The sequence below is a fragment of the Streptacidiphilus sp. PAMC 29251 genome, from assembly GCF_054208735.2.
The window spans coordinates 9243101-9267897 of record NZ_CM135725.2; the positions used below are offsets into that span (position 1 = coordinate 9243101).

Sequence of the window (24797 nt, forward strand, 5' to 3'; positions counted from 1 at the left end):
AGCACACGTGACCTGCACACAGTGAAAGGAACCACCACCGTGACTGAATCCAGCGCGGAACCCCTGGGCGTCGCCGTCGTCGGCGCCGGCTACTGGGGCCCGAACCTGGTCCGCAATTTCCAGTCCAGCCCGGAGTTCCGGCTGCGCTGGCTCTGCGACCTGGACGTCGAGCGCGCGCAGCGGGTGCTCGGCCGCTACTCCACGGTCCAGGCCACCGCCGACTACGCGGCGGTCCTGGCCGACCCCTCGGTGCACGCCGTGGCCGTGGCCACCCCGGCCGGGACGCACCTGGACGTGGCGCTGGCCGCGCTGCGCGCCGGGAAGCACGTCCTGGTGGAGAAGCCGCTGGCGGCGACGTACGCGGACGGGGTCCGGCTGGTCGCCGAGGCCGAGGAGCGCGGGCTCACCCTGATGTGCGACCACACCTACTGCTACACCCCGGCGGTGAGCGCCATCCGCGGGATGATCCGCTCCGGCGAGCTGGGCGAGATCCACTTCGTGGACTCGGTCCGGATCAACCTGGGCCTGGTCCAGAAGGACATCGACGTGATGTGGGACCTGGCCCCGCACGACCTGTCGATCCTGGACTTCATCCTGCCCGAGCACGTGGTCCCGGTCGCCGTGGCCGCCCACGGGGCCGACCCGATCGGCGCCGGACAGGCCTGCGTGGCCTATCTGACGCTGCAGCTCAACACCGGGGCGATCGCCCACGTCCATGTGAACTGGCTGTCGCCGACCAAGGTGCGCACCACCATGGTCGGCGGGGCCAAGCGCACCCTGATCTGGGACGACCTCAACCCGGCCCAGCGGGTCGCGGTCTTCGACCGCGGGGTGGACCTGTCCGCGCCGCAGGAGATAGGCGCCGACGAGCGCCGGGACATGCTGGTCTCCTACCGCACCGGCGACATGGTCGCGCCCGCGATCGGCGAGAAGGAAGCGCTGCGCAGCATGGTCGACGAGTTCGCCGGGGCGATCCGCGAGGGCCGCCCGGCGCTCACCGACGGCCGGGCCGGGCTGCGGGTGCTGGACATCCTGGAGGCGGCGTCGCGCAGCCTGGAGTTCAAGGGCGCGGTGGTCGGCCTGCGGGCCGGTCACTGACCGTCCCCTCCGAACCTGGTAACCATGAACGAGCAAGTAGGGGAACAGAGTTGAGCAGCGTACGAGGAAAGAAGATCCTGGTCACCGGGGGCGCCGGCACCATCGGCTCCAATCTGGTGGACCTGCTGGTCGGAGCCGGGGCGGGCGAGATCACCGTGCTCGACAACTTCGTCCGGGGGCGGATGGCCAACCTGGCCACCGCCCTGCCGAGCGGCCTGGTCGAGGTGGTCGAGGGCGACATCCGCGACGCCGCCACCGTGCGGAAGGTCACCGAGGGCGCGGACCTGGTGTTCCACCTCGCCGCGATCCGGATCACCCAGTGCGCCGAGGAGCCCCGGCTGGCCAACGAGGTCATGGTCGACGGCACCTTCAACGTGGTGGAGGCGGCGGCCCAGGCCGGGGTGGGCAAGGTGATCGCCTCCTCCTCGGCCTCGGTCTACGGCCTGGCCGAGCAGTTCCCCACCACCGAGCGGCACCACCCGTACAACAACGACACCTTCTACGGCGCCGCGAAGGCGTTCAACGAGGGCGTGCTGCGCAGCTTCCACTCCATGTACGGGCTCGACTACGTGGCGCTGCGCTACTTCAACGTCTACGGGCCGCGGATGGACATCCACGGCCTCTACACCGAGGTGCTGATCCGCTGGATGGAGCGGATCGTGGCCGGCGAGCCGCCGCTGATCCTCGGCGACGGCACCCAGACCATGGACTTCGTCGACGTCAGGGACATCGCCCGGGCCAATCTGCTGGCCGCCGAGTCGGACCTGACCGACGAGGTCTTCAACGTCGCCAGCGGCAGTGAGACCAGCCTGCGCGACCTCGCGCTGGGGCTGCTCCGGGCGATGGACTCGGATCTGCTCCCGGTGCACGGCCCGGCCCGCGCGGTGAACGGGGTGACCCGACGGCTCGCCGACACCTCGCAGGCGATCGAGCGGCTCGGTTTCACCGCCGAGATCGACCTGGAGACCGGTCTGCGCGACCTGGTGGCCTGGTGGCGCGGCGAGCGCGAGACCGACGCGGCCCTGGCGGCAGCGGTGGGGGTCCAGGGATGAGCGCCGCACCGAGCGCCGAACAGCTGGACCGGGTCCCGGTGATGATCCCCTGGCTGGGCGAGGAGGAGGCCGCGGCGGCCTCCGACGCGGTGCTGTCCGGCTGGGTCGCCCAGGGCCCGCGGGTCGCCGCGTTCGAACGCGCCTTCGCCGAGCGGGTCGGCGCCGAGCACGGCATCGCGGTCAGCTCCTGCACCACCGCGCTGCACCTGGCCCTGGTCGCGCTGGACCTGGGGCCCGGCGACGAGGTGATCGTGCCCTCGCTGTCCTTCATCGCCACCGCCAACGCGGTCCGCTATGTCGGGGCCGAGCCGGTGTTCGCCGATGTCGAGACCGCCACCGGCAATCTGACCGCCGCCACCGTGGACGCGGTCAGGACCCCGCGCAGCAAGGCCGTCATCGTGGTCCACCAGGGCGGCGTCCCGGCCGACGTGGACGCGCTCCGGGCGGCCTGCGCGGACTGGGACCTGGCCCTGGTCGAGGACGCGGCCTGCGCCATCGGCTCCACCGTGGGCGGCAAGTCGGTCGGCCACGGCGCGCTGCTCGCGGCCTGGTCCTTCCACCCCCGCAAGGTGATCACCACCGGCGAGGGCGGCATGATCACCACCGACGACGCCGCGTGGGCGGTCCGGCTGCGCCGGCTGCGCGAGCACGGGATGAACGCCTCCGCCGCGCAGCGCCACGCGAGCGACAAGCCGATCCTGGAGAGCTACCTCGAGGTCGGCTACAACTACCGGATGACCGACATCCAGGCCGCGATCGGCCTGGTCCAGCTCGGCAAGCTGGACCAGATCGTCGGCCGCCGCCGGGCCCTGGCCGCCCGCTACGACGCGCTGCTGCAGGACGTCCCCGGGCTCACCCCGGTCCGCGACCCGGCGTACGGGCAGGGCAACTTCCAGTCCTACTGGGTGCTCCCCGACCCGGACTTCCCGGTCGGCCGGGACGAGCTGCTGGCGGCGCTCGCCGCCGCCGGGATCTCGGCCCGGCGCGGGATCATGGCCTCGCACCTGGAGCCCGCCTACCAGGGCCACCCGGCGGCGGCGCTGCCGGTCACCGAGCGGATCAGCCGCGACTCGCTGATCCTGCCGCTGTTCCACACCATGACCGACGCCCAGCAGGACCGGGTCGTGGCGGTGCTCCGCGCCCAGGCGGGCCGCACATGAGCACCCCGCTGGTGATCGTCGGCGCGGGCGGCTTCGCCCGGGAGACCGCCCAGGCGGTCCTGGACGCCAACGCCTCGGACGCGGCCCGGGGCCGCCCCGGGCGCTGGGAGCTGCTCGGCCACCTGGACGACGACCCCGAGCTGCACGGCGGCAAGGTGGACGGCGCGGCCGTGCTCGGCGGCTGCGACCTGGTCCACCAACTGCCTTCCGCCACCCAGGCGGTGATCTGCGTCGGCAGTCCCAGGGACTACGCCGGACGGGCCCGGCTGGTGCGCAGGCTCGGCCTGCCGGGGGAGCGCTACGCCACCGTGGTCCATCCGACCGCGGTGGTCTCGGCCAGCTCGACCGTCGGCCCCGGGTCGGTGCTGCTGGCGCAGGCCGTGCTGACCGCCGGGGTCCGGGTGGGGGCGCATGTCGCGGTGATGCCGCAGGTGGTGCTGACCCATGACGACGTGGTGGAGGACTTCGCCACCATCGCCTCGGGGGTCAGGCTCGGCGGGGGAGTGCGGATCCGGCGGGGCGCCTATGTGGGCGCGGGGGCGCTGGTCCGTGAGTACGCGGAGGTCGGCGCCTGGTCGCTGGTCGGCACCGGGAGCCTGGTGCTGGGGGACGTCCCGCAGGGGGAGGTCTGGGTCGGCAGCCCGGCCCGCCCGCTGCGCGCGGCGGGGGCCCCGGCGCTGGCTGAGATCGCACAGATAACCGAAACGTTGGGGGATGTCGTCAGATGAGCCAGATTCCGCTTGTGGACCTCAAGGCGGCCCACGCCGAGGTGGCCGAGGAGGTGCGGGCCGGGTTCGACCGGGTCCTCGCCAACACCGCGTTCATCGGCGGCGAGGAGGTCAGGGAGTTCGAGCGCGAGTACGCCGAGTTCGCCGGCGTCGCGCACTGCGTCGGGGTCGCCAACGGCACCGACGCGCTGGAGCTGGCGCTGCGCGCGAGCGGGGTCGGCGTCGGCGACGAGGTCGTGCTGCCCGCCAACACCTTCATCGCCACGGCCGGCGCGGTGGCCCGGATCGGCGCCCGCCCGGTGCTGGTCGACTGCTTCCCGGACAGCCTGCTGATCGACCCGCGACAGGCGGTGAAGGCGGTCGGCGGCGCCACCCGCGCGGTGGTCCCGGTGCACCTCTACGGCCAGTCGGCCGCGGTGGAGGAGCTGCTGGCCGAGCTCCCGGACCGGGTCGCGGTGGTCGAGGACGGCGCGCAGAGCCAGGGCGCGACCCGGTTCGGCCGGACCGCGGGCAGCGGCGGCATCGCGGCCACCAGCTTCTACCCGGGCAAGAACCTCGGCGCCTACGGCGACGCCGGCGCGGTGCTGACCGACGACGAGGAGCAGGCCGGGCTGCTCCGGGCGCTCGCCAACCACGGCGGCGTGGCCAAGTACCGCCATGACGTGGCCGGGTTCAACAGCCGGCTGGACGGGCTGCAGGCCGTGGTGCTGCGGGCCAAGCTGGCCCGGCTCGCCGAGGGCAACGCCGCCCGCCGTGCCGCCGCCGCCCGCTACGACGCGCTGCTGGCCGATCTGGCCGCCGCCGGACGAGTGCTGCTGCCGGTCACCGCCGAGGGCAATGTCCATGTCTGGCATCTGTACGTGGTCCGGATCGGCGCCGCCGAGCGGGACCAGGTCGTGGCCGCCCTCAACGCGGCCGGTATCGGCGCGGGCGTGCACTACCCGGCGGCCGTCCACCTCACTCCCGCGTTCGCGCACCTCGGCCACCGCCGCGGGGACTTCCCGCACGCCGAGGAAGCCGCGGACCGGATGCTCTCGCTTCCGCTGTTCCCGCAGATCACCGCGGACCAGCAGCAGCAGGTCGTGGAGGCCCTGGCCTCCGCCCTCGGCTGACTGACTGAGCACCACCCGTCCCGCTTCACCGGGACGGCGTCGCACCATGTGAGAGGTATAGAGAAAATGCACAGACGGAACAGACTCCTGCAGGGCGGATTCTTCGCCCTGGTGGTGGCTTTGTTGACAGCGGTACTCCCGATGACCTGGGCCTCCACGGCCTCCGCCGACCCCTGCGGGACCGGCAGCAACCCCATCGTCTGCGAGAACTCCAAGGCCGGCTCGCCGATGTCGGACTGGTTCTCACCCAACGCCTACGGCAATGTCCAGGGCTTCTCGACCCAGGAGAGCGTCCAGGCGGGCGACACCGTCCAGTTCAAGATCCAGTCGCCGACCCCGTACCACGTCGAGATCTACCGGCTCGGCTACTACGGCGGTGACGGCGGGCGGGAGATGTCGACCTCGGCCCAGGCCTCCGCGACCTACCCGGCCAACTTCACCAAGAACGGCACGGCCGGCAGCCCGATCGACACCGTCGTCAACGACGGTGTCCCGGACGGCAAGCCGCTGAACTGCGCCAGCAACACCACCGGACTGGTGGACTGCGGCAGCTGGCCGGTCACCGCGAGCTGGACCGTGCCGAGCGACGCCGTCTCCGGCCTGTACATCGCGAACTTCGACCAGACCGACGGCAACGGCGTGATGCCCTACCCGTTCGTGGTCCGCGACGACGGCAGCCACTCCGACATCGTGGTGCAGACCGACGACGAGACCTGGCAGGCCTACAACATGTGGGGCGGCCAGAGCCTCTACCAGGGCGCCGGACCGGCTCCGGACGGGCGCGCCTACCAGGTCAGCTACAACCGCCCGCTGGACATCGGCGGGGACAACGGCGTCTACGGCTCCGAGTTCGAGATGATCTCCTGGCTGGAACAGAACGGGTACGACGTCAGCTATCTGTCCGGGGTGGATACCTCGACCAGGGGCTCCGACCTGCTCAACCACAAGATGTTCATGTCCTCGGGCCATGACGAGTACTGGACCTCGGACCAGTTCCACAACGCGCTGGTGGCCAGACAGGCCGGGGTGAACGAGTCCTTCTTCAGCGGCAACGAGGTCTCCTGGGAGACCAGGCTGGCGCCGAGCATCGACGGCACCAACACCGCCAACCGGACCATGGCCAGCTACAAGGAGACCAAGCTCGAACTCCCGGCCCCGGACGGCATACCCGACCCGAGCAGCGCCTGGACCGGGGCCTTCCTGGACCCGGGCAGCCAGGCCAAGACCGGGGTGTTCCAACCGCAGAACATCCTCACCGGATCGCTGTTCCAGATCAACGGCTACCGCGCCGACGCGATCACCGTGCCCGGCTCCTTCGGCAAGAACCGGATCTGGCGCAACACCACCATCGCCAACCTGACATCGAGTCAGACCGCGACCTTCCCGACCGGGACGCTCGGCTACGAGTGGGACAGCGACCTCGCCAACAGCACCAGACCCACCGGTGAGATCGACCTGTCGTCCACCACGGTGACCGTCCCCGACGGCCTCTACCGGATGGACTACGGCAACATCTACGGCTCCGGCACCGCGACCCACAGCCTGGTCGAGTTCCGGGACCCGACCTCGCACGCCCTGGTCTTCGGCTCCGGCACGGTGCAGTGGTCCTGGGGCCTGACCAACGTCCCGACCAGTGACCCGGCCGACGCCGTGGTCACCGTGGACAAGCGGATGCAGCAGGCGACCGTCAACATCATCGCCGACATGGGCATCCAGCCGAAGACCCTGCAGTCGGGTCTGGTTGCCGCGACGGCCTCCACCGACACCACCGGGCCGACGGTCACCGTCAGCAGCCCCGCCGCCAACGCCACCCTCGCCGCCGCGCACCAGATCACCATCAGCGGCACCGCGGCCGACACCGGCGGCGGCGTGGTGGCCCGGGTGGAGGTCTCCACCGACGGCGGCACCACCTGGAACGCCGCCACCGGCCTGAACTCCTGGACCTACAACTGGACCCCGACCACCACGGGTCCGGCGTCCATCAAGGTCAGGGCCGTGGACGACAGCGTCAACATCGGCGCGGTCACCTCGATCCCGGTCACCGTCGGCGGCCAGCAGTGCCCCTGCTCGGTCTGGGCGGCCTCGACCGTGCCCGGCACCATCAACGGCGGTGACGGCAGCCAGATCGAACTGGGCGTCAAGATCCGCAGCAGCGTGCCCGGTTCCATCACCGGCGTCCGCTTCTACAAGTCGGCGGCCAACACCGGCACCCACACCGGGAGCCTGTGGAGCAGCACCGGCACCCTGCTCGCGACCGGCACCTTCAGCAATGAGACCGCGTCCGGCTGGCAGCAGCTGAACTTCGACTCGCCGGTGCCGATCAAGGCCAACACCACCTATGTCGCCTCGTACTACGCCCCCAACGGCGGCTACTCCTACGACGGCGGCTACTTCACCAACAGCGCCGCGGGGCTGGCCCCGCTGACGGCGCTGCAGTCCGGGACCGACGGCGGCAACGGCGTCTACCACTACGGTTCGGGCGGCGGCTTCCCGTCCTCGCAGTCCTCGGGCAGCAACTACTGGGTGGACGCGGTCCTGGACACCTCGGCGGCCAGTACCACCCCGCCGTCGGTGACCACCAAGACCCCGGCGGCCGGCGCCACCGGTGTCGCGATCACCGCGCCGGTGTCGGCGACCTTCAACGAGGGCATCGACAGCACCACGCTGACCTTCACCCTCAAGGACGCCAACGGCGTCACGGTGCCCGGCAGCACGGTGGTCAGCATCGGCAAGACGGCCACCTTCACGCCGTCCACCGAACTGGCGCTGAACAGCACCTACACGGCGTCGATCCAGACGTCCGACCTGTGGGGCAACGCGATGGCGGCACCGACCACCTGGTCGTTCACCACCAGCGCGACCCCGCCGGCGGTCACCTGCCCGTGCACCCTGTGGCCCGGCACCACCGTGCCGAGCACGCCCGACGTGACCGCCGACGCCAACTCGCTGGAACTCGGCGTCAGGTTCCAGTCGGCCGTGGACGGCTGGGTCTCCGGAGTCACCTTCTACAAGGGCACCGGCAACACCGGGACGCACTCCGGCAACCTCTGGTCGTCCAGTGGCACGCTGCTCGCCACCGGCACCTTCAGCGGCGAGAGCGCCAGCGGGTGGCAGACGCTCACCTTCAGCACCCCGGTGGCGATCACCGCCGGTACCTCCTATGTGGCCTCGTACCACGCGCCGAACGGCAACTACGCCGTCGACGGCGGCTACTTCGGCGGGGCGCACCAGTCCTACCCGCTGACCGCACCCGCTGACGGGAGCGGCGGATCCAACGGCCTGTACGCGTACGGGTCCACCTCCGCCTTCCCGACCGGCTCGTCCGGTTCGGCGAACTACTGGGTCGCTCCGATCATCACCACGACCGCGCCCTCCCCGCAGTCGCAGCCGCTGACCGAGGGGGCGACCGCCAAGCAGTCGCTCGCCGAGGCCCGCCCGCTGACGGTGACGCTGCCGAGCAACACCAACCCGCTCACGGTCAAGGCGACGGTCACCACCCTGGTGGGCCACGTCAGCAGCGAGTCGGGTGCGGGAGCGCCGGTCCCGGCCGTCATCTCCTACGACAAGCGCACCCACAAGGCGACGTTCCGACTGTCCGCCCCGATGCCCTACGGGGCCAAGTACAAGATCACCATCACGGCCAAGGACACCCGCGGCCACGCGGTCAAGGCCCACACCTGGACCCTGACCAGCAGCTCCAACCTGAAGCCGACCAGCCCCGCGGACCTCGGTCCGCTGGTCAGGCCGACCTCGGTGTGGACCCCGGTCCGCCGGGACTGACACCGCCAGCACCACCCGCACCATCCGGTTTCCACCCGCACCCACCGGTGCGGTCCAGGGGGAGGCGGCCCGGCAGCACCGGGCCGCCTCCCCCGCGGGCCGACCGGGGATTGGCTCCACACACCGATGAGCACCCTCAGCGTCGTGATCCCCTGCTACAAGTACGGCCACTTCCTGGAGGACTGCGTCCGCAGCGTCCTGGACGAACAGCCGGGCCTGGACGTGAGGGTGCTGATCATCGACGACGCCTCACCCGACGACTCGGCCGAGGTGGCCCGTAAACTGGCCGCCGGCGACCCCCGGATCGAGGTCCGGGTGCACGAGACCAACCAGGGGCACATCGCCACCTACAACGAGGGCCTGCTGGAGTGGGCCGACACCGACTATGTCGCGCTGCTCTCGGCCGACGACCGGCTGGTCCCCGGCGCGCTGGTGCGCGCCGCCGCGCTGCTGGACGCGCACCCCGAGGTCGGCTTCGCCTACGGACGGCCGCTGCGGTTCCAGCACGGCGGCCCGCTGCCCGCCGCCCGCACCAGCAGCACCGGCTCCGTGGTCTACCCGGGCCAGTGGTGGCTGGAACGGCGCTTCGGCGAGGCCACCGGCTGCATCACCTCGCCCGAGGTGGTGGTCAGGACCAGCCTGCAGCGCACCGTCGGCGGCTACGACCCCGCGCTGCCGCACGCCGGCGACATCGAGATGTGGATGCGGCTGGCCGCGCACGCCGACGTCGGCTACATCCAGGGCGCCGACCAGGCGTTCTACCGGGTGCACGGCAACAACATGTCCACCACCGACTTCGGCGGCCAGCTGGACGACCTGCGGCAGCGCCGGATCGCCTTCGAGTCGGTGCTCGCCAAGTGCGGCGACCGGCTGCCCCGGGCCGAGCAGCTGTCGACCGCGGTGCACACCAAGCTGGCCCGCTTCGCGCTGCGCCGCGCCTACCGGGCCTACGACCGGGGCCGCACCGGGCTGGTCCCGGTGGAGGAACTGCTGGCCTTCGCCGAGGACTGCCTCCCTGAGGGCTTCCGGGCGCTGCCGGAGTACCGGGCGCTGCGGCTGCGGCAGCGGATCGGCGCCAGGACCATGCCCTACCTTCAGCCGCTGGTGCTCTCCGCGGTGGTGGAGCGGGCCAGGGAGTGGTTCTGGTGGAAGTCCTGGGACCGGCGCGGCATCTGATGTTCCGTCAACTCGCGCTTCCGCTGCCGGCCGAGCAGCAGCCGGTCGGTCCACAGCGCCGCCAGCACCCCGCCCGCCCCGCCCAGCAGCAGGGTGCCGGCCAGCCCGCGGCTCTTGGTGCCGTGCACGGCGAGGGCGCTGGGCGGCACCAGCACGTCCACGCTCATCATCGACGCGTTGGCGATCCGGTGGTCCGTCTGCAGCGCCTGCACATGCGCGGTGTAGAGGGTGATGATCCGCTGCACGGTGCTGTTCGCCGCGTCCGGGTCGGTCAGCTCCGACTGCACCTGGACGGTGGGGATCAGATAGTGCGGGGTGGCGCTGGTGCCGCTGTTGCGCGGCACCAGGTGGTACGTCCCGTGCACCCCCGCGGCCGCCAACTCCTGCTCCCCGGCCGGGGATTCCAGCTGCTGGAGCACCGCGTAGGAGACCGCGGCCAGGGTCGGCTGCAGATTGGCGAACTGGTTCGGCTGGTTGCCGGTGACCGGCGGCTTCAGCACCACCACCGCCGAGCTGAGATAGAGCTGGGTGGGCCGCAGCACGTGGTAGCAGCCGGCCATGGTCAGCAGCAGTGCGACCGCCAGCACGTACCAGCGTCGGAGCAGTGCGCGGACCAGTTCGGCAGGCGACACTGGGCTTCCTTCCCTCGGTACCGGTACGGCCTGGTCGCAGCCTATGCTGGCCCGGGGTTCCAGGGGGAGCGGTCAGGTACATCGAAACCGGGGGAGTACGCGTGAGCCTGAGTGAGATCATCGCCGTCCTGCGCAGGCGCTGGTACTTCATGCTGCCGATCACCGTGCTCAGCCTGGTCGCGGGCGCCTACCTGTTCCGCACCGTGCCGCTGTCCTACCAGTCGGAGAGCTCGGTCGCGCTGCTGGACTCCACCGCCGTCGCCAAGCTCGCCCCCACCTACGGCAACCCGATCTCCAACGCCGGCGGCTCGCTGGTGGTGACCGCGGACGTGCTGATCAGGACCCTGGAGTCGAGCGACGCGGCGAAGAACCTGCAGGGCCTCGGCGTCACCGACGTCTACACGGTGGACTTCGCCGCGAACACCTCCGGGCCGCTGCTGACGCTGACCGTCACCGGGCACGACCGGGCCAAGGTGCTCAAGGAGACCAACACCTTCACCACCTTCGCCGGGGACCAGCTCAAGGCACTGCAGACGGCGGCCGACATCGCACCGGCCTACCTGGTGCAGACGACGCCCGTGGTGCTGCCGCAGACCCCGGTGTCGCAGTCCAAGACCAAGATCCAGGACGTCGTCGGCGTGGTCGTGGTCGGGATCACCGGCGGATTCATGCTCTGCTTCGTGTTCGAGAGCCTGATGCTGGCCCGCCGCCGCCGGCCCTTCTTCGGGGCCAGGATCAACCCCTGGCCGCTCAAGCGGGCCCAGCGCGGCTTCTTCGGCAAGCCGCGGGACGCCACCGCGATCCTCACCGTCTACATGGCGCTGGCCTTCTTCATCCCCTCCGACCTGGCCCTGCCCGCGCTCGGCGGGGTGGGCACCCCGGCCAATGTGTTCGCCCTGCTGGCGCTGCTCTGGTACGTCGCCAACTGGCTCTGCGACCGGATCGTCGCCCCGCCCGGGACCAGGACCGCGCGGCTGGCGATGTGCCTGCTGGGCGCGGCGGTCCTGCTCTCCTACATCGCCGACGCCACCCGCAACAGCTCGCACACCGAGGTGCTCGCGGCGGACCGGGGTCTGATCGGCTTCATGGTCTGGGTGTCGCTGGTGGTGCTGGTCACCGCCGGGATCCAGACCCGGGAGCGGCTGGACGTGCTGATGCGCCGGATGGTGGTGATGGGCACCGTGGTCGCCCTGCTGGGCTACTACGACTTCTTCTCGGCCAGCAACATCGCCGACTCCATCAGCATCCCCGGGCTGCACTCCAGCGTCTCCGGGATCTCGGCGATGGCCCGCGGCTCGTTCACCCGCCCCCGCTCCACCACCGCGCAGCCGCTGGAGTTCGGCGGCATGCTCGCCATCCTGGTGCCCTTCGCGATCCACCAGGCGCTGGACCCGGTCCGCAGGCACGCCAGCCTGATCCGGCGCTGGGGCCCGGTCGCGGCGATGGCCGGGGCGCTGCCGCTGACCGTCTCCAGGACCAGCATCATCGGCGCGGCGATCGTCGCCCTGGTGATGCTGCCGCGCTGGAAGCCGACCCGGCGCTGGGCCGCGATCGGGCTGCTGCTGGGCTCGCTGGCCGGCTTCAAGGTGCTCATCCCCGGCCTGATCGGCACCATCACCACGCTGTTCTCCAGCTTCCTGTCCAACACCGACAGCAGCACCCAGGCCCGCACCGTGAAGTACGCCGAGATCGTCCCCTACATCGTCGACCGCCCGCTGTTCGGACGCGGCTTCGGCACCTTCATGCCGGACCTGTACTTCTTCACCGACAACCAGTACATGCTGACCATGGCCGAGATGGGCAGCCTGGGAGTGCTCGCGCTGCTGGTCCTGTTCGGCACCGGGATCCACCACGGCGGCGCGATCCGCCGGCTGGCCCGCACCGAGTCCGACCGGGAGCTCGGCCAGGCGTTCTTCGCCTCCGCGATGGTGGCCCTGGTCATCAGCGCCACCTTCGACGCCCTCGGCTTCGCGATGTTCGCCGGGATGTTCTTCCTGGTGCTCGGAGCCGGGGGCAGCTACCTCGGCTTCATCCGCCGCGAGGCCGCTGAGGCCGCCGAGGCGGCCGCGCCACCCTCGTCCGCTCCGCGTGCCGCGGAGCTCTCCGTCGCACGCGAACCCCAACTGGTGGAGTCCTGATGAACCTGCAGAGCGCGCCCGTCGCCGTCCTGGTCGTCACCTGGAACAGCGCCGCGGTGATCCCCGACTTCATCGCCTCGCTGCCGGCGGCCATGGGCGCCCTGCCCTGGCGGCTGGTGATCGCCGACAACGACTCCGCCGACGACACCGTCGCGGTGACCCGCGGACTGGCCCCGGAGACCGTCATCGTCCAGACCGGCCGCAACGCCGGTTACGCGGCCGCGATCAACGCCGCGCTCGGCGCGGCGGCGGAGTGGGACGGCGGCTATTCGGCCGCACTGGTCTGCAACCCTGACATCCGGATGCGCCCCGGCTGCGCCGAGGTGCTGGTCCAGGCCCTGGACACACCGCTGGCGGACGGCTCCACGGTCGGGATCAGCGTCCCGCTGCTCTTCGAGGACGGAAAACCCGGCCCCGCTGCCCTCACTGCGCCGCGAATCCAGCGTCAGCCGGGCGCTGGGGGAGGCGGTCATCGGCAACCGCCGGGCCGGCCGCTTCCCGCGGCTGAGCGAACTGGTCACCGACCCCGCCGCCTACGCCCAGCAGACCAGGGCGGACTGGGCCACCGGGGCGCTGATGGCGCTGTCCGCCACCTGCCTGGACGCCTGCGGCCCCTGGGACGAGTCCTTCTTCCTCTACTCCGAGGAGACCGAGTACTGCCTGCGCGCGGGCGACCAGGGCTACGCCACCCAGCTCCAGCCCACCGCCGAGGCGTTCCACCTCGGCGGCGACTCCCGGGTCTCGCCCCGGCTGTGGACCCTGCTGGTGCTCAACCGGGTGCGGCTGTTCCGGCTCCGCAACGGGCGCGCCGCCTCCGCCGCCTTCCGCGCCGCGGTCCTGCTCCGCGAGTCCTCCCGGGCCCTGCTCGGCCGCGCCCCCAACCGGGCCGCGGCCGCCGCGCTGCTCAACTCGGCCGCGCTGCGGGCGACTCCGGGGCCGTGAGGTCCGGGTCGAGCTGGTCGCCGAGGACCGAGAGGAACTCGAGCTTCTCCTGGCTCTCGCTGCCGGGGCTCGCGGTGAAGACCGTCAGTATCTGCGACTGGTCAGGGTCGACCAGGCTCTGCCCGTGCAGCTCCAGCGGCCCTATCCGGGGGTGCTCGATCCGCTTGGGCGCGCAGTAGGGGCCCACGACCGGGTGCTCGCCCCAGATCGCCACGAACTCGTCGCCGCTGCTGAGCAGCGCCTTGACCAGCGCTTTCGTACGCGGTTCGGTGCTGTCGCGGGTGTGCGTGGCGAGCAGGTGCGCGCTGATGGTGCGGCCGTGCTGCGGATGGTCCTCGGCGGGGAAGAGCGTCCGTTCGGCGGGGTCGGTGAACCAGCGGTAGGCCAGTGAGCGGGCCAGCCCGGTGTAGCGGGTCTGATCGCCGACCAGGAGCACCGAGAGCCGGTTCTGCGCGATGGTCTCCCCGAGCTGGTTGATGATCTGCGCGGGGGAGTCGTCCATCCGCTGGAAGATCCGCAGCATGCCCGGGTTGATGTGGTCGGTGCGGGAGACCCGCCGGGGAGTGGCGTAGCCCGCCAGCCGGAACAGGTGGTCGCGCTCGTCGAGGGACAGCCGCAGCCCCTGGGCGATGGCGGCGAGCATCTGCTCGGAGGGCCGCGGGCCGCGCTGCTGCTCGATCCGGCTGTAGTAGTCGGTGGACATGCTGCTCAGCACGGCGACCTCCTCGCGCCGCAGCCCGCCGGTACGCCGGCGCCGGGTGCGGGGCAGGCCCACGTCCTCGGGCTGCAGCAGCTCGCGCCGGGTGCGGAGGAAGTCGGCAAGCTCGCCGCGGTCCATGCGCCGGCTCCTCTCGTTCGTCAGGGCTCCTTCTACGGTAAGTCTCACCGGACCGGCGCGGCTCAGCCAGGGACACTCCGTCCCTGGTTGCGGCTTTTGCCTGCGGCGACGCTGGATCGCATGACTACCAAGAGCGCACTCAGCTTCCCTGCCCCCGCCCACTGGATCGACGGCGCGGCCGTTGCCTTCGACGGCCCGGTGATCGAGGTGGTCGACCCGGCCACCGGAGCCCTGCTCGCCACCGTCCCCGACGGCAGCGCCGAGGACGTGGACCGCGCGGTCGCCGCCGCCACCCGGGCCTTCCCGGCCTGGTCGGCCACCGCCCCGGCCGAGCGGATCGCCCTGGTCCGGGGCATCGCCGCCGGGCTCCAGGCCCGCGCCGAGGAGATCGCCACCACCGTCAGCGCCGAGATGGGCGCGCCGATCAGCTTTGCCCGGATGGGCCAGGCCGGTCTGCCGCTGATGTCCATCGAGGCCAGCGCCGCGGCCGCGGCCGAGTTCCACTGGAGCGAGGAGATCGCCAACTCCCTGGTCCTGCGCGAGCCGGTCGGCGTGGTCGGCGCGATCACCCCGTGGAACTTCCCGCTGCAGCAGGTCGTCACCAAGGTCATTCCGGCGCTGCTGGCCGGGAACACCGTGGTCCTCAAGCCCTCCGAGGTGGCGCCGCTCACCGCGCGGATCCTGGCCGAGGCCACCGCGGCGGCCGGGCTGCCCGCGGGCGTCTTCAACGTGGTCCACGGCACCGGTCCGGTGGTGGGCGCGGCGATCAGCGCGCACCCGGGCGTCGACATGGTCTCCTTCACCGGCTCCACCCGGGCCGGCAAGCAGGTCGCGGCCACGGCGGCCGGGACCGTCAAGCGGGTCGCCCTGGAGCTGGGCGGCAAGTCCGCGAACATCGTCCTGCCCGACGCCGACCTCAAGGAGGCGGTCAGCCGCGGCCTGGCCAGTGCCTGGACCAACAGCGGCCAGGTCTGCGGCGCCTACAGCCGGATGCTGGTCCCCGCCGAGCTGCACGACCAGGTCGTCGACCTGCTCCGCGAGGAGGCCGCCGAGTACACCGTCGGTGACCCTGCGAACGAGAGCATCCGGCTCGGCCCGCTGGCCTCCGAGGCGCAGCGCGAGCGGGTGGCCGGGTACATCGAGCGCGGGATCGACGACGGCGCCACCCTGGTGGTCGGCGGCCCCGGCCGGCCCGAGGGGCTGACCACCGGCGCCTTCGTCCGGCCCACGATCTTCGCCGACGTCGACCCTGGCTCGGTCATCGCCCGTGAGGAGATCTTCGGCCCGGTCCTGGTCGTCATCCCCTACACCGACGAGGACCAGGCCGTGGAGATCGCCAACAGCACGGACTACGGCCTCAACGGCGCCGTCTTCGGCGAGCCCGGACACGCCCTGGCCGTCGCCAAGCGGCTGCGCACCGGCCAGGTCGACATCAACAGCCCGCAGATGAACCTGCTCGCCCCCTTCGGCGGCTACAAGCAGTCCGGCAATGGTCGCGAGATGGGCCGCTTCGGGATCGAGGAGTTCCTGGAGACCAAGGCGATCCAGCGATGAGCGGGAGCACCCTGGCGTCCCGGTTGGCGCACTGGGCGGTGGACCTGGACCACGACCGGCTCCCCCCGCGCGCGGTCGAGGTGGCGAAACTCCTGGTCCTGGACCAGCTGGGGCTGCAGATCCGCGGCACCACCCTGCCCCACGTCCAGCCCGAGCGGCGCCTGGTGGCGGCGATGAAGGCCGCGCCGGAGAGCACCCTGCTGCTCTCCGGCGCCCGGACGGTCGCCCCGTACGCCGCATTCGTCCAGGGAACCCTGGCCGCCGGCATCGAGTTCGACGATGTGCACATGTTCGCGGCGCACATCGGCTCCGCCGTGGTCCCCACCGCGCTCGCCTTCGGTGAGGCGACCGGCGCCTCCGGCCGGGAGGTGCTCGCGGCCGTGGTCGCCGGGGCGCAGGTGATGTCGCTGCTGGGCGCCACCACCGTGACCGACCTGGTCGGCGCCGGCTGGCACGCCTCCAAGATCCTGGGGACCTTCGGCGCCGCCGCCGCGGCAGGCCGGCTGCTCGGCCTCACCGCCGAGCAGCTCACCCACGCGCTCGGGATCGCGGGCAGCGACGCCTCCGGGACCATGGAGTACGAACTGAGCGGCGGCGAGGTCAAGCGGATGCACTCCGGAGCCGCCGCCCGCAGCGGCTCCCAGGCCGCCCTGCTCGCCAAGGACGGCCTGACCGGGCCCGGCGCGGTCATGGAAGGGGAACGCGGGGTGTTCCGGCTGCTCCCCGGCACCCTGGACCTCGCCGCCATCGACCGGGCCTGGGAGCACCTGCACATCGTCGACACGGTCTTCCGGCTCTACCCCACCATCGGGTCCGCCGCACCGGCCATCGAAGCCGTCCGCCACCTGCAGGAGCACCATGACCCGCGGTGGCGCGAGATCACCGGGATCAAGCTCGGGCTCCCGGAGATCGCCATCGGTCACGGGGCGGCGATCACCCGCCCCACCGACACCGTGTCCGCGCAGTTCAGCACGGCCTTCAGCATCGCGCTGAGGCTGGTCAGGGGGCAGGAACCGGCCCGAGGAGTACCTGGACCCGGCGCTGTGGACCGATCCCGACCTGCTGTCGGTGGTCGACCTGGTGGAGCCCTACCCGAGGGTGTTCGCCCCCGACCTGCCCGCGCTGCTGAGCTGCCGGATCGACATCACCCTCCGGGACGGCCGCGTGCTGTCCCGCACCCAGGGCGGCGCGCGCGGACACCCGGACCACCCGGACAGCCGCGACAGCGACATCCGGACCAAGTTCCTCGACAACTGCGAGGGCGTCATCAGCCCGGCGCGAGCCCGGGAGGTCGCCGAGCAGGTCGACACACTCGACCAACTCGGCGACCTCACTGCCCTGATGGGCCTTCTGTCCGCCCCACCCGACCCGCTGGGAGACAGCGATGGCGCGCCTGCAAGCCCCTGACCCCGAGACCGTCCCCGAGGACGTCGCCGCCTTTGTGGCCGCGTTCCCGCCCGACACCCTGTTCACCATGCTGACCCACTCACCGACCACGGTTCAGCCCTTCCTCTCCCTGGCCCAGGCCCTCTACACCTCGCTGCAACTCCCGGTCCGCACACGCGAACTGGCCATCCTGGCGCTGGCCGAGGCGGTCGAGTGCGAGTTCGTCCTCGCCCAACACCTGCCGCTGTCCGAGCGGGCCGGGGTGGACGAGGAACTCCGCCGGATCATCCATGACCGTGACTACGCGAACCCGGCCCTGTCGGCGCACGACCGTGCCGTCGTCCAGTTCGCCGCCGAAGTCGCCGGGCAGCCCCGGGTGTCCGACCCGGTCTTCGCCGCGGCGCGGGAGTTCCTCTCCGCGCGCGAGATCGTCGAACTCCTGCACCTGTGCGGTTACTACTGGACCCTGAGCCGCCTCTGCACCGTCCTCGACGTCGACCTCAGTCGTATGTACGCCCAAGAATCCGTGGAAGGATTTGAATCACCTTGAAGGACGTCTCCGTACCCGATCTGGCCGGAAAGCTCGCCGTCGTGACCGGCGCGAGCGGTGGCATAGGCCTGGGCCTGGCCGAGCGCTTGGCCAAGGCGGGCGCCGACCTCGTCCTGCCGGTCCGCAACCCCGCCAGGGGCGAGGCCGCGCTCGCCCGCATTCGCCTCGCCGCGCCCGACGCCATGGTCACCCTCCGCGAACTCGACCTGGCGTCCCTGGACTCCGTGGAGGCGCTCGCGGACAAGCTCACCGCCGAGGGCCGGCCGATCAACATCCTGGTCAACAACGCGGGCCTGATGTGGCCGCCCACCCGGCACCTCACGGCCGACGGTCTCGAGCTGCAGTTCGGCACCAACCACATAGGCCATCTGGCGCTGACCGCACGGATCCTGCCGCTGCTGCAGGCCGGCCGGGCCAGGTCACCACCATGACCAGCAGTGTCGCCCGCTCCGCCCGAATCGACTGGGCGGACCTGCAGGGCGAGCGGAACTACTCGGCGTCACGCTCGTACGGGCTCTCCAAGCTGGCCAACCTGATGTTCGGCCTGGAACTCGACCGGCGCAGTCGAGCCGGCTCCTGGGGGATCGTCAGCAATGTCGCCCACCCCGGCGCGACGATGACCAACCTGCTCGGCTCCGGTCCCAATATGGGACGCAAGCGCCCCGCCCCCTGGGAGCCGCTCTTCAAGCGGCTCTCCCGTTGGGGAGTCTTCGTGCAGACCGTCGACGCCGGTCTGCTCCCCGCCCTGTACGCGGTCAGCAGCCCGCAGGCGCAGGGCGGCCGCCTCTACGGACCGGACGGCTTCGGTCAGTTGTCCGGCGCGCCGACCGAGCTGGCCATGTACAAGTCGGCGCTGAACCAGGCTGACTCGGTCCGGCTCTGGGACATGTCCGAAGCGCTGGCCGGAGTCAGCTTCGGTCCCTGAGGGAGGCGGAGCCGCTCACGGCCGGGCCTGGTCCCAGGCGGTGTAGTAGCTGGTCGGGTTCATCAGATAGCGAACCGTCGGTGACGGCAGGTGCTCGACCCGGTGGGTGCGGCTGTAGCGGCGGATCAGCTCCCAGTCCTCGCGCGGCAGCACCTCCGGGGGCCGCCGCAGTCGGCTGAAGTGCAGCGACCGGGTGCGGCGGGCGACAAAGGCGTTGGTGTCCAGGAAGGACTCGCGGGCCGAGCGGCGCCGGCTGAAGGGGACGGAGAGGAGGTCCTGCTGGGTCCCGTCGGCCCGGATCCGGCGCAGCGCGGTGTAGACGCCGTCCGGGCCGCCGGGCGCGGTCAGCACCGCCAGCGCCTGCTCCAGATGGTCCGGCTCCCAGAGGTTGTCGTCGTCGAGGAAGGCGACATAGCGGGATCGGGTCAGCCGGATCCCGGTGTTGCGGACGATGCCGGCCATGCCGATGTTGCGGGACAGCGAGACCGTGAACAGCCGTGGATCGTCCGGGAGTTCGGCCGCCGACGGGAGCCCGGCACCGTCGTCCACCACGATCACCACCTGGTCGGTCACGGTCTGCGCCAGCGCCGAGCGGACGGCGGCCAGCAGGGCCTCCGGGCGGCGGTAGGTGGCGATGACGGTGGCGACCAGCGCCGTGGGGGCCTGCGCGGTGACCGCGGCGGCCCGGCGCACCTCGGCGTCCTCGAAGCGGCGCAGCCGGACCGCGGAGGGCGCGAGCAGCACCTTGTTCCTGGCCTCGAAGAGGACCAGCCAGCCGAAGACCAGCTTCAGCAGCTCCCAGGGGGCCCGGGCGATCCGACGCATGACTGCCTTTCAGGAGGGTTCAGGACTGTTCAGGAGGGTTCAGGACTAGCTCGGGGTGACCACGCGGCCGTCGGACATCTTGTTGTTGCTCCAGACATTGCCGGCGCCGCCCGCGTTCCAGGCCGCGACCGCGCCGTACTCCCCGCAGTTGGGGTGGAACTGGGTCGAGAAGATGTTGTTGGTGACCTTGATCCCGGTCGCGCCCGCGCCGCCCCCGTACAGGGCGTAGGAGCCGCCGGCGATCCAGTTGCCGTCCACCACGGCGTTGGCGACGTTCCCGGTGTCGGCGAACAGGCCGACGCTGCCGCTGGCCCCGTGGTCCACGCCGACCTGGTTCAGCAGGGTGTTGTGACGGATGATCAGACTGCCGGAGTTGCCGCCGTCGCTGATGATCGCGTCGGCGTGCTGCCAGCCGCCGCTCTGGTTGATGAACTCGGAGACGTCGTGCAGGTAGTTGTCGTGCAGATTGCCCTGGCCCATCGACAGCATGTTGCCGAACTCGGAGATGTTGGTCCAGCCGACCTCGACCGAACTGCCGCCCATGTTGGACACCGCGTAGTCCTCGCCGCCGTTGTCGGGGCCCTTGCCGGGCAGCCCGGTGATGGTGGTGTGCAGGATCCGCAGACCGCTGAACCCGGGGCGCAGGTTGATGCCCCACCAGTTGTTGGAGGTGACCCGGCTGTCGATGATGGTGACGTTGTTGGCGTAGATGTCCAGCGAACCGGTGATGTCCCAGCCGCTGATCACCGTCCCGTTGGTGTTGATGCTCAGCGCCCCGGTGTTGTGCGGCTTGAGGGTGATCCGGGGACCGGTGTTGCCGGCGTTGGGGAAGCCGCCGGTCTTGATCGCCCCGGTGGCGTCACCGGAGCCGGAGCCGCCCGAGCCGCCAGCCGCGGCACGGTGGCTGGTCGGCGCGGCGGGCGAGCGGATCGACGTCGGCTGGCCGATCGCGGGGGAGGCGGTGCTGCCGCCCGGCGACGGCGCGGCACCGGCCGACGGCACCGCGGGGGAGCCGGACGCGTCGGTCCGCCCCGCGACGGTGTGCCCGGCTCCACTGTCGCCCCCGCGGTGGGAGAGGGAGATGGCCACGGCCGCAAGTACGATCGCCAGCAGGGTCCCCACGACCAGGACCCTTCCTCGTGCTCTTAACATCGGCCAACCCTTGCGCTCTGGTAGGGGCTTACGGGGCTATCGGGGCTATCGGGGCTATGGGGCTGTCGGGGCTGTCAGGACTTGCGGTGCCTTCCGCCGTGCTTGGCGGTGTGCCTGGCGCGGGTGGGCGCTCGGGCGGGCGCTCGGGTGCCGCGCAGAAAGCCCAGGCTGGGCCACACGCACAGGGTGTAGACCAGCATGCCCGCCGTGCCGAGGGCCATCAGCGCCGGCAGCCCGTGGCCGATGATCCGTTCCAGCAGCAGGATGGTCAGCGCCATCAGCGCCCCGCCCAGGAACGGCCAGGAGCAGGCCCGGACTATCGAGCCCATCCCGATTCCGCTGCGCCGCAGCGCCAGCACGAACACCGGCACCACCAGACCGCAGGCGACCAGCACGTGGCCCTCGGAGACACCGACGATACCGTGCACCCGGGCGGCGACGACGAGAACCGGGATCAGCGCGACCAGCCACAGCCCCTGCACCATGATCAGCAGTCTTCGGCGGCCGATCGCCACCAGGCAGTCGTAGGCCAGCTCACAGCCGATCCGGGCCAGGCCGAGCACCATCAGCCAGGGCAGCGCCGCCGCGGCCGGCGACCACTTGTCCCCGTAGACCAGCTCGACCACAGGACCGGCCAGCACGGCCAGCAGCACGCACAGCGGCACCGTGCCGGTGACCAGTACGCCCAGGGCCCGGCTGAACCCCCTGGCCAGCGCCTCGGGGGACTCGGCCAGCCGGGAGAAGCCGGCGAAGGAGACCCGGCGGGCCGCCTCGGAGATGATCCGCACCGGCCAGCCGGACATGTTGAAGGCCAGTACGTAGAAGCCCAGCGACACATTGCCCAGCGTCGAGCCGACCACCAGGGTGTCCACATTGAGCACGCCCAGCGCCAGCAGGCTGGCGCCGGCCAGCGGCAGCCCGAACCGCAGCAGCGCGCGGGCCTGGGCCGGATCCCAGCCGAACTTCAGCATGGCGGGCGCCGCCACCCCGAAGCCGATCAGAGCGGCCACGTTCCCGGCCACCGCGCCCCAGGCGAAGGCCATCGCGCCCATCCCGGCGAAGGCCAGCACCAGCGTCACCCCGGTGCTCAGCACGAAGTTGAGCGCGTCGATGACCATGCGTTGGCGCTGGGCGAACTCACGGGTGAGGAAGCCGGCGGGCACCTGGGAGATCCCGTCCAGGATCAGGCAGAAGCACATCACCCGGAGCACCCCGGAGGCCTGCGGCGAGCCGAGCATCCCGCCCAGGGTCGGCGCCGCCACGAACAGCACCAGGTAGAGCAGGCTGCTGGAGATGGTGCTGAGGGTCAGCACGGTCGGCGCGAACCGCCGGACGTCGCCGTCCCAGCGGATGATGGCCAGGCCGACCCCGAGCTCGTTCGCCGACAGCAGGACCAGCAGCACGGTCTGGGCGATCCCGTACACACCCCAGGTGGCCGGGTCGAGCACATATCGGGCCAGGATGATCCCGGTGACGAAGTTGCCCAGCCGCATCACCATGGTGTTGATCAGGCTCCACCGGGCGGCGGAGCGGACCTGCGTCCCCAGCGAGGCCGGGGCGGGCCCGGGCCTTTCAGGACCAGGAGGCGGCGGCTCCTGGTCCTGGCCGATCGGCGGGTCCGCGGCGAGGGTCACGGAGCGAACCAGGGCTCTTGGGTGTCGGCCGAGCTCTTCTGCTTATGGCGGTCCTGGAGCTGCAGCAGCGACAGCTGGACCGTCGGCTGCTCGACCTCCTCGTCCTGGCGCTGCCGGGGCGCGGGGCCGTGGAACTCGTCCCGGCCGTGCTCACCCCGATGCTCACCCCGGTCGCCGTCGTTCTCGTCCTCGTCGGAGTCGTCCCCGTCGTCCTCGTCGCCCCGGGGGTCCACCGGGGCCAGTTCCTCGTCGACCTCACGCGGGGCCGCCTGCGGACGCCGCTTGGCCTCCACGTAGAAGGCGCCCACCAGGCTGGCCACGATGCCGAGCAGGCCGGCCATGATCAGGTACTCGATCTTGGTCTTGACCTGGGCCACCGGGTTCTGCGGCGGCACGATGGTGGTCATCTGGATCATCGCGTTGGGGGAGACCGACTGCTGCGCCTGGAACTGCTGCAGCCGCTGCGCCGCGTACGCCGTGAGCAGGGTGTCCGAGTGCAGCACGCCGGCCTGGTCGGTGCCGGTGGCGGTGAGCCACAGCAGCGGCCCCTGGGCGTTGTCGGCGATCATGGCCACATAGGTGCCGGTGAAGCCCTGCGCCTTGAGGTCGGCGATCGCGGCGTCGGAGTTGAGGTTGCGGGCCAGGTTGTCGGCCATGCCGGTGAGCGAGGTCTGGGTGCTGAGGAAGGGGTTGCCGTTGAAGGCCTCCGTCGCCTTCTGCGAGTTCAGCAGCTCGACCGTGCTCTGCGACTGGTACTTGGTCGGGACGACCACCAGCACCGCGACCACCAGCGCCGCGGTGACCAGCAGGCCGGGAAGCAGCACGTACCAGCGCCTGCGCATGACCCGAAAGATCTCGGCGAGATCCATGGTGTGCCCCCTCACTGCCCAGAACCCTGACTGACCCTGGATCAGACTCAAACAAAAGTGCGACGATCAAGCATATGGCGCATGGTGATCAGCTGAATACCGTTTCTCCTCCCTGGATCGGCAGCTGGCTGTGCAGATCGGTCGGACGCAGCCGCGACCCCGCGCCGCCGCCGTTGAGCAGCACCTCGGCGATCCGGTCGCTCGCGTGACCGTCCCACAGTTCGGGGCGGCGCGGCGCGGGCGGGTCGTCCAGCACCCGGTGCACGGTGGCCACGATCCGCTCCGGATCCCGTCCCGCCAGCACATTGGTGCCCTGCTCGACGGTGATCGGGCGCTCGGTGTTGTCCCGAAGTGTCACACACGGCACGCCCAGCGCCGTGGTCTCCTCCTGGATCCCGCCGGAGTCGGTGAGCACCACCCGGGCCGAGTCCTGCAGCGCGATGAAGTCCAGGTACCCGGCCGGGGGCACCAGCCGGACGCCGCCGGGGACGCCCAGCTCGGCCAGCCGGCCGGCCGCGCGCGGGTGCACCGGCAGCAGCAGCGGGCAGCGGTCGGCGATCTCGCCCAGGGCCTTGAGCAGCCCGGTCAGGATCGCCGGATCGTCCACATTGGCCGGCCGGTGCAGCGTCACCAGGCCGTAGCCGCCCCGGCTGAGCCCGTAGCGCTCCAGCACGTCCGACTGCCGGGCCCGCTCCAGATTGCTGAACAGGGTGTCGATCATGACATTGCCGACCAGGTGGATCTGGTCCTCGCGGTAGCCCTCCGCGCGCAGGTTGTCGGCCGCGTCCGGGGAGCTGGCCAGCAGGTAGTCGCTGACCCGGTCGGTGGCGACCCGGTTGACCTCCTCCGGCATGCCCCAGTCCCGGCTGCGCAGCCCGGCCTCGACATGGGCCAGCAGCGGCCCGGCCTTCGCGGTGACCAGGGCGCAGGCCAGGGTGGAGTTGATGTCCCCGACCACCACCACCGCGTCCGGGGCGACCTCGTCCAGCAGCGGCTCGAAGGCCGCCATCACCCGGCCGGTCTGCTGGGCGTGGCTGCCGGAGCCGACCCCGAGGAAGCGGTCCGGGGGCCGGATGCCGAGGTCGCGGAAGAACACCTCGTTCATGGACTCGTCGTAGTGCTGCCCGGTGTGGACCAGCACCACCTCGGCGCCCCCGCGCTCCAGGGCGTCCATCACCGGCTTGATCTTCATGTAGTTGGGTCGCGCGCCCGCGACGCAGATGATCCTCATCGCTGTTCCCACGGC

At 71.4% G+C, this 24797-nt stretch carries 21 protein-coding genes and 2 pseudogenes; 16 read left to right on the forward strand and 7 right to left on the reverse strand.

Annotated features, from left to right (window positions below; genetic code table 11):
• Window positions 1–39 precede the first annotated feature (39 nt).
• From ACXKR8_RS44160 to ACXKR8_RS44190, 7 genes are all read left to right on the forward strand, one after another.
• Window positions 40–1098 carry a Gfo/Idh/MocA family protein gene (locus ACXKR8_RS44160; protein ID WP_458270165.1) on the forward strand — a complete coding sequence of 353 codons (1059 nt, stop codon included), beginning with the start codon at window positions 40–42 and terminating at the stop codon, window positions 1096–1098.
• 50 nt (window positions 1099–1148) lie between these two features.
• Window positions 1149–2150: an NAD-dependent epimerase/dehydratase family protein gene (locus tag ACXKR8_RS44165; RefSeq protein WP_458270166.1), complete on the forward strand. Its 1002-nt coding sequence runs from the start codon at window positions 1149–1151 to the stop codon at window positions 2148–2150.
• On the forward strand, window positions 2147–3310 hold the full coding sequence (locus ACXKR8_RS44170; RefSeq protein ID WP_458270167.1) for a DegT/DnrJ/EryC1/StrS family aminotransferase: 1164 nt from the start codon (window positions 2147–2149) through the stop codon (window positions 3308–3310). The genes ACXKR8_RS44165 and ACXKR8_RS44170 overlap by 4 nt, the downstream gene beginning before the upstream one ends.
• Window positions 3307–4038 (forward strand): acetyltransferase, encoded by a 732-nt coding sequence (locus ACXKR8_RS44175; protein ID WP_458270168.1) that lies wholly within the window; start codon window positions 3307–3309, stop codon window positions 4036–4038. The genes ACXKR8_RS44170 and ACXKR8_RS44175 overlap by 4 nt, the downstream gene beginning before the upstream one ends.
• Entirely contained in the window at window positions 4035–5150 is a 1116-nt protein-coding gene (locus ACXKR8_RS44180) for a DegT/DnrJ/EryC1/StrS family aminotransferase (protein ID WP_458270169.1), read from the forward strand. Before ACXKR8_RS44175 ends, ACXKR8_RS44180 begins: the two co-directional genes overlap by 4 nt.
• 114 nt (window positions 5151–5264) lie before the next feature.
• A complete protein-coding gene (locus tag ACXKR8_RS44185) occupies window positions 5265–8930 on the forward strand; it encodes a DUF4082 domain-containing protein (protein WP_458275238.1) in 3666 nt (1221 codons plus the stop codon).
• Window positions 8931–9056: 126 nt separating this feature from the next.
• Window positions 9057–10106, forward strand: coding sequence for a glycosyltransferase family 2 protein (locus tag ACXKR8_RS44190; protein WP_458270170.1), 1050 nt, complete (start codon window positions 9057–9059; stop codon window positions 10104–10106).
• On the opposite strand, the gene ACXKR8_RS44195 is transcribed toward ACXKR8_RS44190, so the two are convergent.
• Window positions 10025–10738 (reverse strand): hypothetical protein, encoded by a 714-nt coding sequence (locus tag ACXKR8_RS44195; RefSeq protein WP_458270171.1) that lies wholly within the window; start codon window positions 10736–10738, stop codon window positions 10025–10027. The two genes, ACXKR8_RS44190 and ACXKR8_RS44195, sit on opposite strands and share 82 nt — an antisense overlap.
• 101 nt (window positions 10739–10839) lie before the next feature.
• Here ACXKR8_RS44195 and ACXKR8_RS44200 point away from each other — a divergent pair, with 101 nt between their 5' ends.
• The 3 genes and pseudogenes from ACXKR8_RS44200 (at window position 10840) to ACXKR8_RS44210 (ending at window position 13818) form a co-directional block, all read left to right on the forward strand.
• Window positions 10840–12876, forward strand: coding sequence for an O-antigen ligase family protein (locus ACXKR8_RS44200; protein WP_458270172.1), 2037 nt, complete (start codon window positions 10840–10842; stop codon window positions 12874–12876).
• A pseudogene (locus ACXKR8_RS44205) lies at window positions 12876–13190 on the forward strand (glycosyltransferase); the annotation flags it as partial. The gene ACXKR8_RS44200 and the pseudogene ACXKR8_RS44205, both read left to right, overlap by 1 nt.
• A gap of 262 nt (window positions 13191–13452) precedes the next feature.
• The gene (locus ACXKR8_RS44210; RefSeq protein ID WP_462100768.1) at window positions 13453–13818 is read left to right on the forward strand and encodes a glycosyltransferase family 2 protein; all 366 of its coding nucleotides are present in this window, start codon (window positions 13453–13455) and stop codon (window positions 13816–13818) included.
• Here ACXKR8_RS44210 and ACXKR8_RS44215 read toward each other — a convergent pair.
• Entirely contained in the window at window positions 13781–14656 is an 876-nt protein-coding gene (locus ACXKR8_RS44215; RefSeq protein ID WP_458270174.1) for a helix-turn-helix transcriptional regulator, read from the reverse strand. The genes ACXKR8_RS44210 and ACXKR8_RS44215 overlap by 38 nt on opposite strands.
• Before the next feature lie 120 nt (window positions 14657–14776).
• Between ACXKR8_RS44215 and ACXKR8_RS44220 the strand changes: the two genes are divergently transcribed.
• The 6 genes and pseudogenes from ACXKR8_RS44220 (at window position 14777) to ACXKR8_RS44245 (ending at window position 19071) form a co-directional block, all read left to right on the forward strand.
• On the forward strand, window positions 14777–16210 hold the full coding sequence (locus ACXKR8_RS44220) for an aldehyde dehydrogenase family protein (RefSeq protein WP_458270175.1): 1434 nt from the start codon (window positions 14777–14779) through the stop codon (window positions 16208–16210).
• Window positions 16207–17202, forward strand: a pseudogene (locus ACXKR8_RS44225) (MmgE/PrpD family protein); the annotation flags it as partial. The gene ACXKR8_RS44220 and the pseudogene ACXKR8_RS44225, both read left to right, overlap by 4 nt.
• 70 nt (window positions 17203–17272) lie before the next feature.
• The gene (locus ACXKR8_RS44230) at window positions 17273–17617 is read left to right on the forward strand and encodes a hypothetical protein (RefSeq protein WP_458275239.1); all 345 of its coding nucleotides are present in this window, start codon (window positions 17273–17275) and stop codon (window positions 17615–17617) included.
• Window positions 17595–18146, forward strand: a complete 552-nt coding sequence (locus tag ACXKR8_RS44235) for a carboxymuconolactone decarboxylase family protein (RefSeq protein WP_458270176.1) — start codon at window positions 17595–17597, stop codon at window positions 18144–18146. Before ACXKR8_RS44230 ends, ACXKR8_RS44235 begins: the two co-directional genes overlap by 23 nt.
• Window positions 18143–18577: an SDR family NAD(P)-dependent oxidoreductase gene (locus ACXKR8_RS44240; RefSeq protein WP_458270177.1), complete on the forward strand. Its 435-nt coding sequence runs from the start codon at window positions 18143–18145 to the stop codon at window positions 18575–18577. Before ACXKR8_RS44235 ends, ACXKR8_RS44240 begins: the two co-directional genes overlap by 4 nt.
• Window positions 18574–19071, forward strand: coding sequence for a Rossmann-fold NAD(P)-binding domain-containing protein (locus ACXKR8_RS44245; protein WP_458270178.1), 498 nt, complete (start codon window positions 18574–18576; stop codon window positions 19069–19071). The genes ACXKR8_RS44240 and ACXKR8_RS44245 overlap by 4 nt, the downstream gene beginning before the upstream one ends.
• 15 nt (window positions 19072–19086) lie before the next feature.
• Here the strand turns inward: ACXKR8_RS44245 and ACXKR8_RS44250 are convergent, their stop codons facing one another.
• The 5 genes from ACXKR8_RS44250 to wecB all read right to left on the reverse strand — a co-directional run bounded on the left by ACXKR8_RS44250 (window position 19087) and on the right by wecB (window position 24794).
• Complete coding sequence (locus tag ACXKR8_RS44250) at window positions 19087–19896, reverse strand: glycosyltransferase family 2 protein (RefSeq protein ID WP_458270179.1); 810 nt, start codon at window positions 19894–19896, stop codon at window positions 19087–19089.
• A gap of 45 nt (window positions 19897–19941) precedes the next feature.
• The gene (locus ACXKR8_RS44255; RefSeq protein WP_458270180.1) at window positions 19942–21018 is read right to left on the reverse strand and encodes a hypothetical protein; all 1077 of its coding nucleotides are present in this window, start codon (window positions 21016–21018) and stop codon (window positions 19942–19944) included.
• A 104-nt stretch (window positions 21019–21122) separates the two neighbouring features.
• Window positions 21123–22682 carry a lipopolysaccharide biosynthesis protein gene (locus ACXKR8_RS44260; RefSeq protein WP_458270181.1) on the reverse strand — a complete coding sequence of 520 codons (1560 nt, stop codon included), beginning with the start codon at window positions 22680–22682 and terminating at the stop codon, window positions 21123–21125.
• The gene (locus ACXKR8_RS44265; protein ID WP_458270182.1) at window positions 22679–23551 is read right to left on the reverse strand and encodes a Wzz/FepE/Etk N-terminal domain-containing protein; all 873 of its coding nucleotides are present in this window, start codon (window positions 23549–23551) and stop codon (window positions 22679–22681) included. The genes ACXKR8_RS44260 and ACXKR8_RS44265 overlap by 4 nt, the downstream gene beginning before the upstream one ends.
• 88 nt (window positions 23552–23639) lie before the next feature.
• Window positions 23640–24794, reverse strand: coding sequence for a non-hydrolyzing UDP-N-acetylglucosamine 2-epimerase (gene wecB, locus ACXKR8_RS44270; protein ID WP_458270183.1), 1155 nt, complete (start codon window positions 24792–24794; stop codon window positions 23640–23642).
• Between the last annotated feature and the right edge of the window lie 3 nt (window positions 24795–24797).

Bases quoted from the DNA above. Each gene is read 5' to 3' on its own strand.
- ACXKR8_RS44170 (WP_458270167.1), top strand. From the start codon at position 2,147: ATGAGCGCCGCACCGAGCGCCGAACAGCTGGACCGGGTCCCGGTGATG.
- ACXKR8_RS44175 (WP_458270168.1), top strand. From the start codon at position 3,307: ATGAGCACCCCGCTGGTGATCGTCGGCGCGGGCGGCTTCGCCCGGGAG.
- ACXKR8_RS44180 (WP_458270169.1), top strand. From the start codon at position 4,035: ATGAGCCAGATTCCGCTTGTGGACCTCAAGGCGGCCCACGCCGAGGTG.
- ACXKR8_RS44190 (WP_458270170.1), top strand. From the start codon at position 9,057: ATGAGCACCCTCAGCGTCGTGATCCCCTGCTACAAGTACGGCCACTTC.
- ACXKR8_RS44210 (WP_462100768.1), top strand. From the start codon at position 13,453: ATGGCGCTGTCCGCCACCTGCCTGGACGCCTGCGGCCCCTGGGACGAG.
- ACXKR8_RS44215 (WP_458270174.1), bottom strand. From the start codon at position 14,656: ATGGACCGCGGCGAGCTTGCCGACTTCCTCCGCACCCGGCGCGAGCTG.
- ACXKR8_RS44220 (WP_458270175.1), top strand. From the start codon at position 14,777: ATGACTACCAAGAGCGCACTCAGCTTCCCTGCCCCCGCCCACTGGATC.
- ACXKR8_RS44235 (WP_458270176.1), top strand. From the start codon at position 17,595: ATGGCGCGCCTGCAAGCCCCTGACCCCGAGACCGTCCCCGAGGACGTC.
- ACXKR8_RS44245 (WP_458270178.1), top strand. From the start codon at position 18,574: ATGACCAGCAGTGTCGCCCGCTCCGCCCGAATCGACTGGGCGGACCTG.
- ACXKR8_RS44250 (WP_458270179.1), bottom strand. From the start codon at position 19,896: ATGCGTCGGATCGCCCGGGCCCCCTGGGAGCTGCTGAAGCTGGTCTTC.
- ACXKR8_RS44265 (WP_458270182.1), bottom strand. From the start codon at position 23,551: ATGGATCTCGCCGAGATCTTTCGGGTCATGCGCAGGCGCTGGTACGTG.